The organism is Streptococcus sp. 27098_8_109, from assembly GCF_041432295.1.
Lineage (GTDB): Bacteria > Bacillota > Bacilli > Lactobacillales > Streptococcaceae > Streptococcus.
Genome location: NZ_JAPVZJ010000007.1, coordinates 1 through 17,824 on the forward strand (window position 1 = coordinate 1; position 17,824 = coordinate 17,824).

A 17,824-nucleotide genomic window follows, 5' to 3' on the forward strand; every position below is an offset into this window, starting at 1 on the left:
AAAATAAAAGAAGTTGAGACAAACTGAACTCAACTTCTTTTTTAGTGTCATATAGGCAATGTTACTCCTGCATCTGACGTTTCACCTGATAAGGTAGGTACAAGACTATTAAAACCAAACCAGCTCCTAGTAAGGCTAGAAGGGCTAGTTTTTCTTGGAAGGTAATCAACCCAACAACTAATTCCACTACTAAGACCAAACTGGTCAATCCTCGGACTACAGCCTGTAAGCCTTTTTCCTTTTGCCCCTTGTCCAGTGGAAAGAGTTGGGTCAAATACTGGTAGTCAAAGGCGTGATAGAGGGCCAGCAACTGGAAGAGCAAGAGGTAGTTAAAGAGAACTACCACTGCTGTCGCAATCCAAGCTTGCTCGATAAAGACCTGCGCCAACAAAGAAAGCAAGAGAAGACGGAGACTGAGCGCAAAGAGGTCTCCATTTCGCAGATAAGAACGCAGATAGAGATTTTGCCAAATCTTTCCCGGTACCTTCTGAACAACCTTTAGGATAAAGTCCAGATAGGCACGACGCTTGACGCTGTTTGAAATTCCCTTTACCTGCGTAAAGAGGGCAAAGAAACGAAGCAAGACTTGCTTACGCTTGCTTTCTTGGGAAATGACATAGTCCCAGTCCAGTCCAGTTTCCGTGAAAAATTTGCTGGCCTTTTGACGAAAGAGGAAATATTTACCTACTCCCAATAAAAGCACATAGACCAGAAAAACAGGCAAGCCATAGCCCATTACTAAAAATAAAGGCGCAAATAATAGCAAGAAAAGGGTCTGGACAAAGAGCCAAAAGGCTAGAGAAATGCCAGTTTGACGCTTGAGATGGAATTTGATTTTCTCTTCTCCAACCAAGAGAAAGAGCTTGTCTGGAGCCTCCATATAGGTGGCAATTCCACCCCAAAGCAACAGTAAAACAGAGGTAATTCCTACAAACAAAAGGATAGGCCAATGATTTTCAGGAAAATGTTGTAAGAGTTGACTGTACTGGTAGGCTAGAAATCCCAGCAGAACAAGCAGGAACAAGACAAAGTGATCATTGAGAACATAGCGCAGATAACCAAGACACTCCTTACGAAAAGCCTGCTTTCTCTTTAAAAACAAGTCTTTCATAACTCCTCCTCTTTGGTCAGAGCCAAGTAAATATCATTCAAACTAGCCTCAGGCATGTTAAAGGCTTCGCGGAGTTGCTGGAGGTTCCCATGAGCACGCACCTCCCCCTTGTGGAGAATGACAAAGGCATCACACATCTTCTCCGCCGAATCCAGCACGTGGGTACTCATGAGAATGGACTTACCCTTTTGCTTTTCCACTTCCAAAAGCTGAATCAAGTCCGCAATCGCCAGCGGATCGAGACCAAGGAAGGGCTCATCCACGATGAAAAGACTCGGATCCACCACAAAAGCACAGATAATCATGACCTTCTGCTTCATCCCTTTTGAAAAATGAACAGGGAACCAGTCCAATTTCTGGTCCAGACGGAACATTTTTAACAAGGGTTCTACTCGCTCAAAAGCCACTTTCTGCTCAATACCATAAGCCATAGCAACCGTTTCGATATGCTCTCTGAGGGTCAATTCCTCATACAGGCTAGGCGTCTCAGGAATGTAGCCAATTTGCTTGCGGTAGTTAGTCGCATCTTTTTGCAAAGTCAAACCGTTGATATTGATAGAACCGCTATAAGGTGTCAAGAGGCCGATAATTTCATTGATGGTCGTTGATTTCCCAGCACCATTGAGACCAATCAAACCAACCAACTGCCCACTTTCAACAGTAAAGGACACATCTTTCAAAACAGGAACATGAACATAGCCACCTGTCAGGTTTTTAATTTCTAACATATTTTCTCCAAATCTGGTATAATGTAGCTATATTATATCAAAATTTAATACAGTAGAGGTAGATTTTATGTCAGATTGCATTTTTTGTAAAATCATTGCAGGGGAAATTCCTGCTTCAAAAGTATATGAAGATGAGCAGGTTCTTGCCTTTCTTGATATCTCTCAAGTGACACCAGGACACACCTTAGTCGTGCCAAAGGAACACTATCGCAATCTTTTGGAGATGGACGCTACTAGCGCTAGCCAACTCTTTGCCCAAGTACCAAAAGTAGCTCAAAAAGTCATGAAAGCTACCAAGGCTGCTGGTATGAATATCATTGCTAACTGTGAAGAAATCGCAGGGCAAACCGTCTTTCATACCCACGTTCACCTCGTACCTCGCTACAGTGCGGACGATGACCTCAAGATTGATTTTATCGCCCACGAACCAGACTTTGACAAACTTGCTCAAGTCGCTGAAACCATCAAAAACGCCTAAGGAGTTGCCATGAAATTATCCAATCTACTGCTATTTGCAGGAGCTGCAGCCGGAAGTTATCTGGTCACAAAAAATCGCCAAACCATCACAGATGAAGTCTTGAATACTACTGACCGCGTTCAAGCTATCAAGGATGATGTAGATATTATCCAAAACAGCCTACAAATCATTGACCAGCAAAAAGAACTCATCAAGGAATACCAAGAAGACCTGACTTACAAGTTTAAGGTCTTGGAAAAAGATATCCAAACTAGACTAGCTGTCATCAAAGAAACACAGGAAATGGAAGATAAGTAAAAAGAGCCAATTGGCTCTTTTTAGTTTATAGATTTTTTAAGACTTTCCTTAAGTAATGACGGACGGTAGCGACCTTCTTCGAAGTTCCATACCTAAACTTTGAGCCTAGGTCTCAAAGTTTCCGAACACCTGAAATCAAACGGTTTCAGGTGTTTTCATTACGGCGGAAAGTCTGGGAAAGTATTTGATTTATACTCAATGAAAATCAAAGAGCAAACTAAGAAACTAGCCGCAGCTTGCTCAAACACTGTTTTGAGGTTGTAGATAAGACTGACAAAGTCAGTCACATATATACGGCAAGACGACGTTGACACGGTTTGAAGAGATTTTCGAAGAGTATTATTCTCCTTCAAAGGCATCTTTAATATGGTCAAAAAAGCCCTTTTTCTTTGGATTGACTTTCAAATCACCAGCAGCTGCGAATTCTTTCAATGCTGCTTTTTGGCGGTCGTTCAAGCCTGTCGGTGTTACGACATTAACGGTAACGTATTGGTCACCAACTGCACCGCCACGAAGGCTCGGAGCTCCCTTGCCACGTAGACGGAATTTCTTACCAGTCTGAGTTCCCTCTGGGATAACCAATTCAACATCACCGTGAACAGTTGGGATATCTACTGTATCACCAAGAGCCGCTTGGACAAAGTTGAGGTTGAGATTGTAGAAGATAGTCGTTCCTTCACGTTCAAACTTGTCGCTGGCTTCCACAGAAACCACTACATACAAGTCACCATAAGGTCCACCATTAAAGCCAGCTTCACCTTGGCCTGCTAGGCGAATTTGTTGACCAGTTTCCACACCAGCAGGGATTTTGACATGTACACTATGGGCTTGTTTTTCATGACCTGTTCCGTGACAAGTTGTACATGGATCTTTGATTTCTTTTCCGCGACCATGACAGACATCACAGGTTACTTGGCGACGCATCATACCAAGCGGAGTCTGCGTATCGACGTTAATGACACCAGCGCCATGACAGCGTCCACAAGTGACTGGACTTGTTCCTGGCTTAGCACCTGAGCCATTACATGTACTACAGCTTGCTTCACGATTGTATTTAACCTCTTTTTCAGCTCCAAAAATAGCTTCTTCAAAGGTCAAGTTCACACGATACTGGAGGTCATCCCCCTGACGAGGAGCATTTGGATTGCGCGAAGCACCGCCTCCGCCGAAGAAACTTGAGAAGATATCTTCAAAACCACCGAAGCCTCCTGCCCCGTCAAAGCCGCCGAAACCACCTGCACCACCAAAGCCACCATTGGCACCAGCCGCACCATATTGGTCATAGGCTGCCCGTTTTTGGTCGTCACTCAAAGTCTCATAGGCTTCCTGAACTTCCTTGTATTTTTCCTCAGCACCAGGCTCCTTATTGATATCTGGGTGATATTTTTTCGAAAGCTTACGATAAGCCTTTTTGATTTCGTCTGCCGAAGCGTTTTTTGACACCCCCAGACGATCATAAAATTCAGTATTGTTCATACAAGATACCAAGACCGTAAAATTCGACTGAAAAATAAGAAATCTGACGCTGGAGCGATGCTCCTAGACAGATTTATCTTTTTTCCGAGAATTTAGGTCGGGTTCAATTCCTTTCTTTTATATTGAGTAAGAAATTTGGGAACCCGTGTTCAGTTACTCGAACACCCTTGTTCCTTTCTGTTAATATTACGGAACGAATCCTCAATCTAGGTCGGGTTCAATTCCTTTCTTTCATATTGATGAGACAAAATCCAAACAAATGAGATTCCGTCCCTTTTTATCGAAAAACAGAGGCTGGGTTGCAACCTCTGGATTTCTTCTTATACTCGCCCGATTTTCAAGTTCGGGATAAAATAGTCCACTGGACTATTTTATTTCTCCGTAAACTCTCCGTCTACGACGTCATCGCCTGCGTTTCCTGTTGCTTGTGCGTCTTCTGCTCCTGCTTGAGCTTGTTGGGCTGCTGCGGCTTGTTCGTAGAGTTTAACAGCAAGTCCTTGAGCTTTTTCGTTCAATGCTTCAAGTTTTGCTTTCATTTCGTCCAAGTTGTTGTCTTCTTGAGCTTTCTTAAGGTCATCAAGGGCAGCTTGGGCAGCGTCACGTTCTGCGTCGAATCCTTTGCCTTCAGTTTCCTTGATTGTCTTTTCAGTCGCAAAGATCGCTTGGTCTACTTCGTTACGAAGATCTACTTCTTCTTTACGTTTCTTATCTGCTTCAGCGTTAGCTTCTGCATCTTTCATCATACGGTCGATTTCTTCGTCAGTCAAACCTGAGTTCGATTGGATCACAATAGTTTGTTCTTTTTGAGTTCCAAGGTCTTTGGCCTTAACAGACACGATACCGTTCTTGTCGATGTCAAATGTTACTTCGATTTGAGGAATTCCACGAGGTGCAGCTGGGATATCTGTCAATTGGAAACGTCCAAGAGTCTTGTTATCTGCTGCCATTGGGCGTTCACCTTGAAGAACATGGATATCAACGGCTGGTTGGTTGTCTGCTGCAGTTGAGAAGACTTGTGATTTAGATGTTGGAATTGTTGTGTTACGGTCGATGAGTTTTGTGAAGACACCACCCATTGTTTCGATACCAAGTGACAATGGTGTTACATCAAGAAGGACAACGTCTTTGACATCACCAGTAATCACACCACCTTGGATGGCAGCACCCATAGCAACTACTTCGTCAGGGTTTACTGATTTGTTTGGTTCTTTACCAGTTTCAGCTTTAACAGCTTCTACAACGGCTGGGATACGAGTTGAACCACCAACAAGGATAACTTCGTCGATTTCTGACAAGCTCAAACCTGCATCTGAAAGGGCTTGACGAACTGGAACTTTTGTACGTTCTACAAGGTCACGAGTCAAATCGTCAAATTTCGCACGAGTCAAGGTCATTTCCAAGTGAAGAGGTCCAGCCTCACCTGCAGTGATAAATGGCAAGCTGATTTGAGTTGAAGTCACACCAGAAAGGTCTTTCTTCGCTTTTTCAGCTGCATCTTTCAAACGTTGCATTGCCATCTTGTCAGTAGACAAGTCAATACCGTTTTCTTTCTTGAATTCTGCCACCAAGTGGTCAATGATTTTTTGGTCAAAGTCGTCACCACCAAGTTTGTTGTCCCCTGCAGTTGACAATACGTCGAAGACACCGTCACCCAATTCAAGGATAGATACGTCGAATGTACCACCACCAAGGTCGAATACCAAGATTTTTTCTTCTTTATCAGTCTTGTCCAAACCGTAAGCAAGAGCGGCTGCAGTTGGTTCGTTGACAATACGTTCTACTTCAAGACCAGCGATTTTACCAGCGTCTTTTGTTGCTTGACGTTGAGCATCGTTGAAGTAAGCTGGAACTGTGATAACTGCTTTCGTTACTTTTTCGCCAAGATAGTCTTCAGCATAACCTTTCAAATATTGAAGAATCATAGCTGAGATTTCTTGTGGAGTGTATTCTTTTCCGTTTGCAGAAACTTTTTCAGAAGTACCCATCTTAGATTTGATAGAGATAACTGTATCTGGGTTTGTGACTGCTTGACGTTTCGCAGCGTCACCAACGATGATTTCTCCGTTTTTGAATGAAACTACAGATGGAGTTGTACGGTTTCCTTCTGGGTTTGCGATGATTTTGCTTTCAGTTCCTTCAAGAACTGCTACTGCTGAGTTTGTTGTACCTAAGTCAATACCGATAATTTTAGACATGTGTTTTTCTCCTTAAATTTTATATTCTATTTTTCTTTTTGATACTCTTCTTAAGTGGCGGCGCCGTCAGAGCTTGACTTCGTCAATCTCTTTGACTAAACTTTGAGCCTAAGGTCTCAAAGTTTGCGCAAATAGCGCCACGGCGAAGAGTATCGTCTTTGGTTTGCTTCGCTCACTATCGCAAAGCTGAACTACTTTTTTATCTTTCTTCATAGTTTATTGTCGTTTCGGACAAATTTTGTCAAGTTTTCTAAACTAGTTATAGACCACTACCATTGCTGGGCGAAGGATGCGGTCATGGAGTTTGTAGCCTTTTTGGAAGACTTGGGCGATGGTATCTGCTGGGTGGTCATCGTCTGCTGGGAGAGTTTGGATCGCCATATGGTAGTTATGGTCAAATTCACCGTCAGCTGCGATTTCTTCGATTCCTTCTTCTTTCAAAGCGTGAATCAAGCTTTCTTGCACCATTTCCAAGCCCTTCTTCACATCATCTGTCAAACCTTCAACTGCGAGTGCACGCTCAAGGTTATCCAAAGAAGGGAGAATTGCTTTTGCCAAGTCCTGGCTACGGTAACGTTGCAAGTTTTGACGCTCTTCATTGGCACGGCGTTGGATATTTTGCATTTCTGCATGAGCGCGAAGGTATTTGTTTTCGAACTCATCTGCACGTTCATTTGCCAAGTCCAATTCAGACTTCTCAGGAGTTGTTTCTTCTACCGTTTCCACAACTTCCTCTTCTTGGACTTCTTCTACTTCTTCATTTTTTATATCTTGGGCCATTTTCGCCTCCTTTAATGATTTCAATCTTAATGTACTTCGTAATGATTACTGCTGAGGTAGCGGTAAAAATCTGTCAACTTCATGGTCAAAACACGGTTGACTACGTTGACTTGGTTGATTAGCTGTTGGTAATCCAGATTGACCGGACCGATAATGGCTAGAATTCCAACTCCCCGATAAGGAATGAGAAATTTACTACTAATCACCGCTAGGTCAGCTAGACAGGACTCTTGACTGTCCGCAACACGGACGTTTTGCATCTGATCTTCACGCAACCCCTCACGAATCTCCAGAGCCACCTTTTGCGGTTGGTCAAAGAACTGATAAGCTGCCAGATTGGCAAAATTCAAGAGATTAACCTTGCCAGCCACCACGATATTTTCGTTGAACATTTCCTTAAAGATGTGTTCAAAGAGATCAATGACATTATCCGTTGTTGTGAAGTAACGCTGGATAATCTGCGGAATCTCCGTCCGAATCTTGTAGTGAATATCTAGAACGGTGTGGCCGAGGAAACGTTCCTGAATGATGCTCTTCAGCTTCAGCAAATCTTCCTGCAAGAAGTTCCTTGGAATCAGAAACTGACTGGTAACCGTTCGAGACTCGTCTAGGGTGAACACTGCCAAGGCTGTATGTTGACCTAAAACAACGATATCAAAGGCTGTCAACCGCTGCCTGCTGGGCTCAACATCTAGTGCTACTACTGTACAGCCACTCAAGTCTGTTAGTAGGTTAGCAGCCTCTTGCAGAATATCCTCTAGCTTGAAGAATTCCTGATCAAAGGCTTTGACAATCTCATAAACCTCATTTTCAGCCAGTCGGTCAAAATCCAGTGAGTGTTTTACATAGTACTGAAAACCAGCAACACTTGGCATCCGACCACTTGAAGTATGAGCCTTCTCAAGCAAACCTTGCTTTTCTAAAGCCGCCATATCATTACGAATGGTAGCACTGCTAGAGTTAATAGACTCTTGCAAGGCTTTGGATCCGACAGGTTCGTGCGTTTTGGTAAAGATGTCAATAATCAGATTTAAAATATCCTGCTGACGCTCTGTAACCATCTCATCACTCCTCTCTGTCTGACCAGTTAGCACTCGATACGTTCAAGTGCTAACTTATGATTCTATTATACACCCTTAAAAGAGAATGTCAAGACAAAAACTCAAAAAATTAGCACTCTTTTGTCAAGAGTGCTAAAAATCAGTCTGAAGACCTAGAAAAAAAGACCGCCCACAGGCAATCTTTCTTCTATATTAGTATTAGTAAAGGTCTAAATAATTATCAATTTCCCATTGTGAAACAAAGGTTGCATAACTTGCCCATTCAATTCGTTTGGCTTCAAGGAAACTAGTATAGATATGTTCTCCGAGAGCCGCTCTGACAACTTCATCTTCAGTCAGAGCTTTCAAAGCGTTGTGAAGGGTTGATGGAAGGTCTGTAATACCAGCTTCCTTGCGCTCTTCTGCTGTCATGATGTAGATATTTTCTTCGATAGGAGCTGGTGCTTCGATTTTATTTTCAATACCATGCAAACCAACCTCCAAAAGAACCGCCATAGCAATGTATGGGTTAGCCATTGGATCCACTGAACGCAACTCAAGACGAGTTCCCATACCACGTGAAGCAGGCACACGCACAAGTGGCGAACGGTTACGACCAGCCCAAGCAATGTAAACAGGGGCTTCATAACCTGGAACCAAACGTTTGTATGAGTTAACCGTTGGATTCATGATAGCAGTATAGTTGTAGGCATGCTTGATCAAACCGCCAAGGAAATGGTAGGCAGTCTCTGACAACTGCATTCCTTTTGGATCATTTGGATCAAAGAAGGCATTGTTTCCTTCTGCATCAAACAGGGACATATTACAGTGCATACCTGAGCCAGCAATACCAAATTTTGGTTTTGCCATAAAGGTTGCGTAAAGTCCATGTTTGCGAGCAATGGTTTTAACAACAAGTTTAAAGATTTGAATCTTATCACAAGCACGGAGAACTTCATCGTACTTGAAGTCAATTTCATGCTGTCCAACCGCAACCTCGTGGTGACTGGCTTCTACTTCAAATCCCATTTTGGTTAAGACATTGACAATCTCACGACGTGTATTGTCAGCAAGGTCAGTAGGCGCCAAATCAAAGTAGCCACCCTTGTCATTCACTTCAAGTGTTGGGTCTCCATTTTCATCCAACTTAAATAGGAAGAATTCTGGCTCTGGTCCAAGATTAAAGGATTTGAATCCCACTTCTTCCATGTGACGAAGAGCACGTTTCAAATTGCCACGAGGGTCACCTGCAAATGGCTCACCTTCTGTTGTATAGACATCACAGATCAAACCTGCAACACTTCCATTTTCATCTCCCCACGGGAAGACTGTCCATGTATCCAAGTCAGGGTACAAGTACATATCCGACTCATTGATACGTACAAAACCTTCAATAGAAGATCCATCAAACATAGCCTTGTTTGACAAGACTTTATCTAACTGTTCATCTGTAGCAGGAATTTCGACGTTCTTCATGGTTCCCAAAATATCTGAGAACATGAGACGGATAAAGGTAACATTTTTTTCCTTGACTTCACGACGAATATCTGCAGCTGTGATTGGCATGAGTTTTCTCCTTAATGTATGACTACTTGCGGTTGCCTAACCGCGACCAAAAGGTGACCGTACTGAAGCAAAGCGACCCTGTTGAAGGAGTTCATTATGAAGTGCACGACGCACCTCAGTCTGACTCACCGCTTTCTTGGATTTCGCTTCACGTTCAGCATATTTTTTCTTAATGGCAGCGATATTATAACCTTCAGAGATATAATCTTTGATTTCAAGCAGACGATCCATGTCATTCAAGGAATACATGCGACGGTTCCCTTCGTTTCGATCAGGCTTAATCAACTCTTGATCTTCATAATAACGAATCTGACGCGCCGATAAATCGGTCAACTTCATAACACTGCCGATAGGAAAAACAGCCATATTTCGGCGAAATTCTTTTTCCTTCATTTACAATTTCCTTCTTTCTGTCTATTATAGTCTAAAAAAAGACAAACGTCAATTGATAATGTTATAAAATGTAACATTATTTTTCTTTTTTCTCTAAAAAGAGCCGAATACGATCAATATCGTAATTTACGAGAATTGCGACAAAAACTCCCATGAACGTTTCTGATACACGCGCAAATACGTACAAAATTGTTTCGCCACTCGGAATCGATAGGGTAATGATTAACATAGCTGCTACACCACCAATAACACCTGCTTTGTTATTCATGGCTACATTTGTCATAATGGTTAACATGGTGCAGATTGGAACAACAACCAAGGTCACCCAAAAAGCTTCGTGGAAAAAGGTATTTAATAGGAAGAAGAGAAGGGCATAGAGGCCACCGATACTATTTCCTAAAATACGCGAAGTCCCAAAATGAACACTCTTATCAAAACTCTCCCTCAGGCTAAACACAGCTGTCAAAGCACCAATTTGAAGACCTTTCCAGCCAAAAAAGCCAAAAATCAAGAGAACTAGAAAAACAGCAATACCTGTTTTAAAGGTTCGCATACCAAGTTTAAACTGGGATTTATCGAATTTATATTTTTTAAAATAACTCATAATCTCAACTTTCTATTTCCATTTTATCATAAATTGGCTGATTTTATGAGCAATAGTTGAGAGGAAGCGTTTTTATTTTAAGCAAAAGAAAAGAGGAACTTTCATCCCTCTCTTCTTTGACTTATTTATAAAATCTTATTTTTCTGTCAAGGCTGCAAGTCCTGGAAGAACTTTACCTTCAAGAAGTTCCATTGATGCTCCACCACCGCGTCACAAATACCTACACTAACACAAAAAGGTGACATAGCCACCTTTTTGTTAACGTTTCAGTTTTGTTCCTTTTTCTACAAAATCAGGATTTTGTAGAGACTAACGGGCTGAAATTATTTTTCTGTAAGTGCAGCCAAACCTGGCAATACTTTACCTTCGAGAAGTTCCATTGAAGCACCTCCGCCCGTACTAATCCATGAGAATTTATCTGCACGTCCAAGGTTGATCGCTGCAGCAGCTGAGTCACCACCACCAATGATTGATTTAACTCCTGGTTGTTTCACGATAGCGTCCATCACACCAATTGTACCTGCTTGGAAGTCTGGGTTTTCAAATACACCCATAGGTCCGTTCCATACAACTGTTTTCGCACCAGTCAAAGCTTCGTCAAATTTAGCGATAGATTTTGGACCGATGTCAAGACCAAGGAAGCCTTCAGAAACTGCTTCACCTTCAGTGTCACGCACTTCAGTGTAACCAGCAAATGCGTTTGCTTCTTTTGAGTCAACTGGCAAGATCAATTTACCATTTGCTTTTTCAAGAAGAGCTTTCGCAACATCCAATTTGTCTTCTTCTACAAGTGAGTTACCGATTTCGATACCTTGTGCTTTGTAGAATGTGTAAGTCATACCACCACCGATAAGGACTTTATCAGCTTTTTCAAGCAAGTTTTCGATAACACCGATCTTGTCTGAAACTTTTGAACCACCAAGAATCGCTACGAATGGACGTTCTGGAGTTTCAACTGCTTCTTGGATGTAGGCAATTTCGTTTTCAAGAAGGAAACCAGCAACTGCTTTTTCAACGTTTGCTGAGATACCAACGTTAGATGCGTGTGCACGGTGAGCTGTACCGAATGCATCGTTTACGAAAATACCATCTCCAAGTGATGCCCAGTATTTACCAAGTTCAGGATCGTTTTTAGATTCTTTTTTGCCGTCAACATCTTCGTAACGAGTGTTTTCAACCAAAAGAACTTGTCCATCTTCAAGAGCGTTGATAGCTGCTTCCAATTCAGCACCACGAGTAACACCTGGGAAAACAACGTCTTGGCCAAGTTTTGCTGCCAAGTCTGCTGCTACAGGAGCAAGTGATTTACCAGCTTTATCAGCTTCTTCTTTCACACGTCCAAGGTGAGAGAAAAGAATTGCACGTCCACCTTGTTCGATGATGTACTTAATAGTTGGAAGAGCTGCTGTGATACGGTTGTCGTTAGTGATTACGCCATCTTTCAATGGTACGTTGAAGTCAACACGAACGAGGACTTTTTTACCTTTCAAGTCAACGTCTTTAACAGTAAGTTTTGCCATGTTACAAAAACCCCTTTAATTATTTTATTCGAAACTATTATATCACACTTTGGAAATATAAGGAAAGATTTCACAAGATTTTTCGATATTTAATCTTCATCTTCTTTTTTCTGTTTCAATGTCAAGGCTAAACTAGCAAGACCAAGGCTGGCCAATCCTGCTATTAGGGCTTCATTGGCATCAGCAGTTCCTGTATTTGGCAATTGTTTGCCTGCTTCTTCTGACTTAACTGCTGTATTTTGGGCTGGTTTTTCTTGTGTAGGCGCTACTGCTGGTTCAGTTTTTACTTTTGTTCCAATTTCAACAATTTCTGGAATCGTTTCTTGGATGACTTCTGTTGAACGAAGGCGACGCTGACCGTTTTCATCAACTTCAAAGACATGTCTTAATAGACCATCTCGTCCCTGTATGATGACTCGTTGTTCCCCAACTAGCATCTCAGCATTTTCATGCTCTTGACGATCAAAGGCAACCTTTTCCTCTTGAACTTCCAATTTAGGAGCCTTTTGTTGATCAGAAGCCGGTTGATTAGTAGGTTTTGGAAGGTATGTGTTTTGTGGGGCTGGATTGGCAGGGATTAGACCAGTACCTACTTCCACGATTTCAGGACTTGCTTCTTTCAAAACTTCGGTAGAGCGAAGGGTACGATTACCTTGGCTATCTACTTCAATCAAGCGACGAATGTGTCCCTCAACTCCTGCTTGGACAAGTTGACGTTGACCGACTGGGAGATTTGGATTTGGTCGTTCTTGGTGTTCGAAGGCGATACTTGTCTCTTCAACTTCTAGTTTCGGAGTATCCACAACCAAATTCTTGACACCTTCAGCTGGTTCCTTGCTTGAAATAACTTTTTCTACTGGTTTAGCAGGTTGTGGTTTTTCAGCAGATTCATAAACAAAGGCATAATGTGTAAAGTGTGGTGCTGTAAAGATGACATGACTATCTGTTTGTTCAAAAGCCAACTCTACTGCTTCTTTGCCTTCAGGTAAGAAGAAGACTTTCTTCACTCTCTTATCTTTTTCAATTGGAATTTTCACAATAGAAGCGTAAGAGAGATCAACGTCTTGACCTTTTTCATCTAGACCTTCTATTTCAAAGACATGAGCATCTTCTCCAGCAAAGTATTTCTTCTCTTCAGCACTTGCTTGAACACGTTCTACTTTCAAGCCCTTGATGACAGTCTTCTCTTTATTTGAGAAGTGTACTTCAACACCTGTTTTACTATCAGAAAAGACTGCTGGCTTGTCTTCTTTCAATAAAGCAACCAGATCTTTCAGACTCTGTTTCGCTGTTGCAAGCTCTTTTGGACTCAAATCTACTTTTTCAACCAAGGCCTTGTTCTTTTCAAGAAGTGGGGCTAGGGCAGAACCTGAAGGATGGTTTGGTTTGGCAGCTAAGAGCTCTTGAGCCTCACCTGTTAAGCGATCGAGTTCTGTCTTTTCTTCCTTAAATTTCTCTTGACCATTCAGAGCTTTGTGAGCTTCTGTCAATTTATTAAGTCGGTCATTGACTTGATCTTGGGTGCTAGTTTCATGGTCTTTCAACACTTGTTCGGCCGCTTCAATTGCTTTCAAGAAGGCTTCTTTTACTTCTGGTGAAGCAAAGTTATAGACCACCTTGTTCTTAGCTGCTTCAACCTCTGCTAATTTTTGTTTAAGGTACTCATCGTTCAATGCTGCTTTTGGAGATACCAAAACATCAAAGTTGACTTTATGACCTTGGTAACGAAGCGTCAAGGTTTGACGACCAGTCTTTTGAGCATCGTAACCAGAAATTTCAACTCCCTCATCAGTAAAGGAATGTTCTTCCATGGTGTCATTGCTATAAGCTACTGCAAAGCGTCCTTCAGACAAGTCTAAACTATCACCAACTAGATAATCTTTTTTCGGTTCATGACTTACTTCAATTCCCAAAATAGTTTTCGGACTTGCTTCATCTTGGCTAGTGACAGTCACTGACAAATTCGCATTTACTGGTTGTCCCAAATATTGTAAAGTAAGATTTTGTTCTCCCTTATGATGCGTATCAAAACCCGACACTGATACACCCGCGTGAGTTAGGCGAATAAGTTCGTCCTCAGCTCCACCTTCATACTGAACTCGAAGAACACCACCTCTAAGGTCTAAATTCTCCCCTTCGGCGTAGCTTGTTTTCTTAGGTCCTGTTTCTAGGCTGACTGACTTGATTCTTCTGTCATCTTTTGGAACGGAAACTGCTAGGATATTACTAATTTCCTTGCCTGGCAACTGGGTACGATAGTAAAGAAGACCAGATTGATTTGTCAAATCCAATGGTGCACTTGCTAGGTCTCCTCCAACTTCGCTCTTCAAGGTTGCAAGCGGAGTTTGAGAATTTGGATTATCATAAACGGTAATGGTTGCTCCAGCTGGTACATCCGCAAAGCCAACTTGTACCTTGTTATTGCCTAGAGAACGGGCTGCAGCCTTGGCCATCGGAATATTGACACTCTCAGTATCAAGCTTTTCATACATTTTCCAGTTATAGATACGAATAGCCTTCCATGGGGTTCCATTGTCAGAAGTGACAACATTCAAGCGCCAATCTTGAGCTGTGATTGGTTTATCAAGGGTAATATCTGTAACATGGGCTTTATTGCCACGGACTTCCTTAGCCAATTTCCATTGACCATCCGCATCTTTATAATAGAGGTCAAAGTCTTTGGTGTTCATCAAACCGTCGTTTACAGATTCTCCACCAGCTCCAGCATGGTCCATCACCCATCTAACAACTGTACGTGGCTGGGTCAAACGAATATCCACACTACCACTTAACTGTCCAGAAGACCACTTGTCTGAAAGACTGGTAATGGTACCATTCAACATACCTTCAATACCTTCTCCACCTTCAGTCTTAGGGAAAGTACTATCAATAACTGTTGCACCTGGAACGATATTTTCAGCTAGTGGTTTTGGTAGGCTGGTATCTTTTACAGTCATGCCCCAATCAAAGGTTGTGGTTGCAGCTTCTGAACGAACCCCATTTTTACCGACTGCTACAACCTTCAGTTCTTGAGTTGTACCCTGAGCACTTGCTGAACGGCTAACTTTTGGTAGATAAATCGTTGTAGAAGATGAACCAGTTAGTAATTTCCAGCTGTCTCCATCTTTTTCGTAAACTTCATAGAAATCTGCATCCTTGTTGCCTTTAAATTGCACAACTGCTTCCGCTTCTTGGGCATTTTTAAGGACTTGTTTGGCTACAGCTACTGTGGTTGGTGCCTGTGGAGCATCTTGATTATTGCTGATGGTCAATTGCCCCAGGTTAAATTGATAACCTTTTAAATCTTTATCATTTTCAAAATAGAGTTTAATACCGTAAATTGTTTTACCTGCCAAGGCACTCAAATCAAAATCATCGGTAGTCCAGTTATCTGAAACTGTCAATTCTTTACGGGCAGCTTCATCACCGTAGGTATAATCTTTCTTGGTTGCAAATTCTACATAAACCTTGCTCCCTTTGCCTCCTTTGTGGGCAACATGTAATTTGGTTGTATCTGTCACCTTCAAGCGAGTAGAGTACAAATTAACATCTTGCTTGGTCGCACCTGAAAGATCCCCTGCAAATTTGAGAGAAGTTCCACCATTATAAGCATCTTCAAAATCATAGCTTGCTTTCAACTTATCGCCAGTTGATTTTTGCCACCAGCGCCATGTTGGAAGAACACCTGAAACTGAACGGTAATTCCACTCAGAATCCTTAGAAACCTTACCATCTACGAACCATTTTCTACCATGACCTGTATTAAAAGAAGTAGTAAAAGTATTACCTACTGCTGGCGTACGGTCCGCAACTAGGTTAGCAATCCCATACCAATCTTTATCACCTGGTTTTTGGCCAGTAGGATCACCTTGATAACCTGTAAAGAAGATATCTTCATTCTTATGGTAATCTTCACCAGTTTTTCCTAAACTTGTAATGGTATCTGGGGCGAACAAACCAAGAGAAAGGCGCAATTTCCCATTTTCATCTAAAATGTCATTCCATTTGACCTTGGTCTTGTAGGAACCACCCTGTTGCAATTCCAAACCTGCAAATACGTCATAAGGATTACGGCCAATCCAGTTGGCAGTTGTAATAGTGTAATCATTCTTAGCCTTATCCCAGTTAAAGTTAGCAAAGAAGTTATCTGCTGGAACCTTATCTCCTTCTGGTTGCATGAATTGGTAGTTGTATTCTCCCAAACCATCTTGGTGGTAACGTCCATAGTTATAAGTCATGGCATCGTACCAAGAATACTTGATTGGATGGTTTACCTTAGCAGCATATTCCTTGGTATAGAGCATAAACTGGCGCATCTTTTCTCCAAGAGGTTCAACCAAATCTCCAGTTGTTTCCTGGTTGATGAAATAGCCATCATAGCCATAATACTTGGCCATATCTACCAATTTACGGGCAATTGGGAAGCTACCATCTGCGTCTTGCTTCAAAGCTTCAGCGAATTTTTCTTGATCTGCAATACTATTAGACCAGTTAAAGAAGAGTGTACCATATACAGGAACCCCGTTACGGTGACCTGCATCAATAACGTCAGGAGTTGGAACAAGACCTTCCCAGAAGACCATTGAATCTAGATATTGCCAATAGTCAAAAGCATAGGCCTTGAACTCTTCTCCACCAACAGAAGCATGGTCTTTTGCTTTAGAATTGGTGTTGGATAGAGCTTGAACTTTTGCTTCCTTGCTAGCTTTTTCATTGACTAAATGACCTGTCCGACGTGAAGCGAGGGCGACAGACCCGCGGTTAATAGCATCATCTTCACGAGCACCTGGTTCCCATTTTAACAATTCTTCCCAAGAATTAAATTTGATTTCCTTTGGTTTTAATGTTTTTTCTGTATTTTTAGGGACATCTGGCTGGACTTCTTTTTCAGTCTTATTAGCTTCTGCTGCTGGCTTAGACTCATCTCCTTGGCTAGTTGCTTCAGGCTTTGCTTCCGTTTCCTTGTCAGACTTAGGTTTTGCTTCTGCAGATGGTGTTTCTGCAACCACCTCACTTGCTTTTTCCTCTGGTTTAGCTGCGCTAGCTGCTTCTGCAGTTTCAGTAGTTGCAGCTTCATTGCTTGCTGGCGAAGCAGTTTCAGATGCTGTCGCTACTCCTTCTGCCTTTTCTGGCTTGTTTTCTCTAGCCTGTTCTCCTTCATGCTGCTTGTCAGCTTCATTAGTTGGATACTCACTCTCTCCTGAAACAAGCTCTGTATTGGCTCCGTTATTTTCAGGAACTGCAGTTTCTTCAGCCAAGGCTGGACCAGCAAATAAAACAGCACCAATCATCAGCGAGCAGGCTCCTACTGATAACTTACGAATACTGTAACGACAACGTCTTTCAAAAAATGGATTCTTCATTTTCTCCTCCTAAAAAATTGATTTTGTTGCACAAAAGAAAGCGCTTAACTTTCTTTATAAAATTTTTATCCCAATCACAGGGACCAAGATAATTCCTCCCTCATTTTAAAATATTTCTTTTAAATGTCAATATATAAAAGGAAATACCTATATCTAGGTTAGAAATTGGTAAAATTAATATAATCAAGGCCCATTCTAACGAATTTTCTTTCTAAAATCTTAGCTTAACACTTGTTAGATTTACTTTTATCCTTTAAAATAGAATAGGAGAAA

Annotated in this window: 13 protein-coding genes and 1 pseudogene; 2 read left to right on the top strand and 12 right to left on the bottom strand. The window is 41.8% G+C overall.

From position 1 onward, the window contains the following. Positions 1-61 precede the first annotated feature (61 nt). Positions 62-1,111 carry an ABC transporter permease gene (locus tag O3664_RS04050; protein WP_371613664.1) on the bottom strand — a complete coding sequence of 350 codons (1,050 nt, stop codon included), beginning with the start codon at positions 1,109-1,111 and terminating at the stop codon, positions 62-64. Continuing rightward, complete coding sequence (locus O3664_RS04055; RefSeq protein ID WP_371613665.1) at positions 1,108-1,839, bottom strand: ABC transporter ATP-binding protein; 732 nt, start codon at positions 1,837-1,839, stop codon at positions 1,108-1,110. The genes O3664_RS04050 and O3664_RS04055 overlap by 4 nt, the downstream gene beginning before the upstream one ends. Positions 1,840-1,906: 67 nt before the next feature. Between O3664_RS04055 and O3664_RS04060 the strand changes: the two genes are divergently transcribed. Beyond that, positions 1,907-2,317 (top strand): HIT family protein, encoded by a 411-nt coding sequence (locus O3664_RS04060; protein ID WP_001278317.1) that lies wholly within the window; start codon positions 1,907-1,909, stop codon positions 2,315-2,317. Between the two features lie 9 nt (positions 2,318-2,326). Further along, positions 2,327-2,614 (top strand): hypothetical protein, encoded by a 288-nt coding sequence (locus tag O3664_RS04065; protein ID WP_084928138.1) that lies wholly within the window; start codon positions 2,327-2,329, stop codon positions 2,612-2,614. A gap of 339 nt (positions 2,615-2,953) precedes the next feature. Here the strand turns inward: O3664_RS04065 and dnaJ are convergent, their stop codons facing one another. From dnaJ to O3664_RS04115, 10 genes and pseudogenes are all read right to left on the bottom strand, one after another. Continuing rightward, a complete protein-coding gene (gene dnaJ / locus O3664_RS04070; RefSeq protein ID WP_001066308.1) occupies positions 2,954-4,090 on the bottom strand; it encodes a molecular chaperone DnaJ in 1,137 nt (378 codons plus the stop codon). Positions 4,091-4,461: 371 nt separating this feature from the next. Next, positions 4,462-6,285 carry a molecular chaperone DnaK gene (dnaK, locus tag O3664_RS04075; protein ID WP_153224298.1) on the bottom strand — a complete coding sequence of 608 codons (1,824 nt, stop codon included), beginning with the start codon at positions 6,283-6,285 and terminating at the stop codon, positions 4,462-4,464. 255 nt (positions 6,286-6,540) lie between these two features. Further along, positions 6,541-7,065, bottom strand: a complete 525-nt coding sequence (gene grpE, locus O3664_RS04080) for a nucleotide exchange factor GrpE (protein WP_004261014.1) — start codon at positions 7,063-7,065, stop codon at positions 6,541-6,543. Positions 7,066-7,091: 26 nt separating this feature from the next. Further along, positions 7,092-8,126 (bottom strand): heat-inducible transcriptional repressor HrcA, encoded by a 1,035-nt coding sequence (gene hrcA / locus O3664_RS04085; RefSeq protein WP_000255759.1) that lies wholly within the window; start codon positions 8,124-8,126, stop codon positions 7,092-7,094. A 198-nt stretch (positions 8,127-8,324) separates the two neighbouring features. Further along, on the bottom strand, positions 8,325-9,671 hold the full coding sequence (gene glnA, locus O3664_RS04090) for a type I glutamate--ammonia ligase (RefSeq protein WP_001122886.1): 1,347 nt from the start codon (positions 9,669-9,671) through the stop codon (positions 8,325-8,327). Positions 9,672-9,707: 36 nt separating this feature from the next. Beyond that, entirely contained in the window at positions 9,708-10,064 is a 357-nt protein-coding gene (gene glnR / locus O3664_RS04095) for a transcriptional repressor GlnR (protein ID WP_000659548.1), read from the bottom strand. Between the two features lie 76 nt (positions 10,065-10,140). Further along, positions 10,141-10,668 carry an aromatic acid exporter family protein gene (locus O3664_RS04100; protein ID WP_084947380.1) on the bottom strand — a complete coding sequence of 176 codons (528 nt, stop codon included), beginning with the start codon at positions 10,666-10,668 and terminating at the stop codon, positions 10,141-10,143. Between the two features lie 323 nt (positions 10,669-10,991). Continuing rightward, on the bottom strand, positions 10,992-12,188 hold the full coding sequence (pgk, locus tag O3664_RS04105) for a phosphoglycerate kinase (RefSeq protein WP_001096743.1): 1,197 nt from the start codon (positions 12,186-12,188) through the stop codon (positions 10,992-10,994). A gap of 89 nt (positions 12,189-12,277) precedes the next feature. Continuing rightward, positions 12,278-17,197 (bottom strand): bacterial Ig-like domain-containing protein, encoded by a 4,920-nt coding sequence (locus O3664_RS04110; RefSeq protein ID WP_371613677.1) that lies wholly within the window; start codon positions 17,195-17,197, stop codon positions 12,278-12,280. Positions 17,198-17,488: 291 nt separating this feature from the next. Further along, positions 17,489-17,551: pseudogene (locus tag O3664_RS04115) on the bottom strand (YSIRK-type signal peptide-containing protein); the annotation flags it as partial. Positions 17,552-17,824 lie beyond the last annotated feature (273 nt).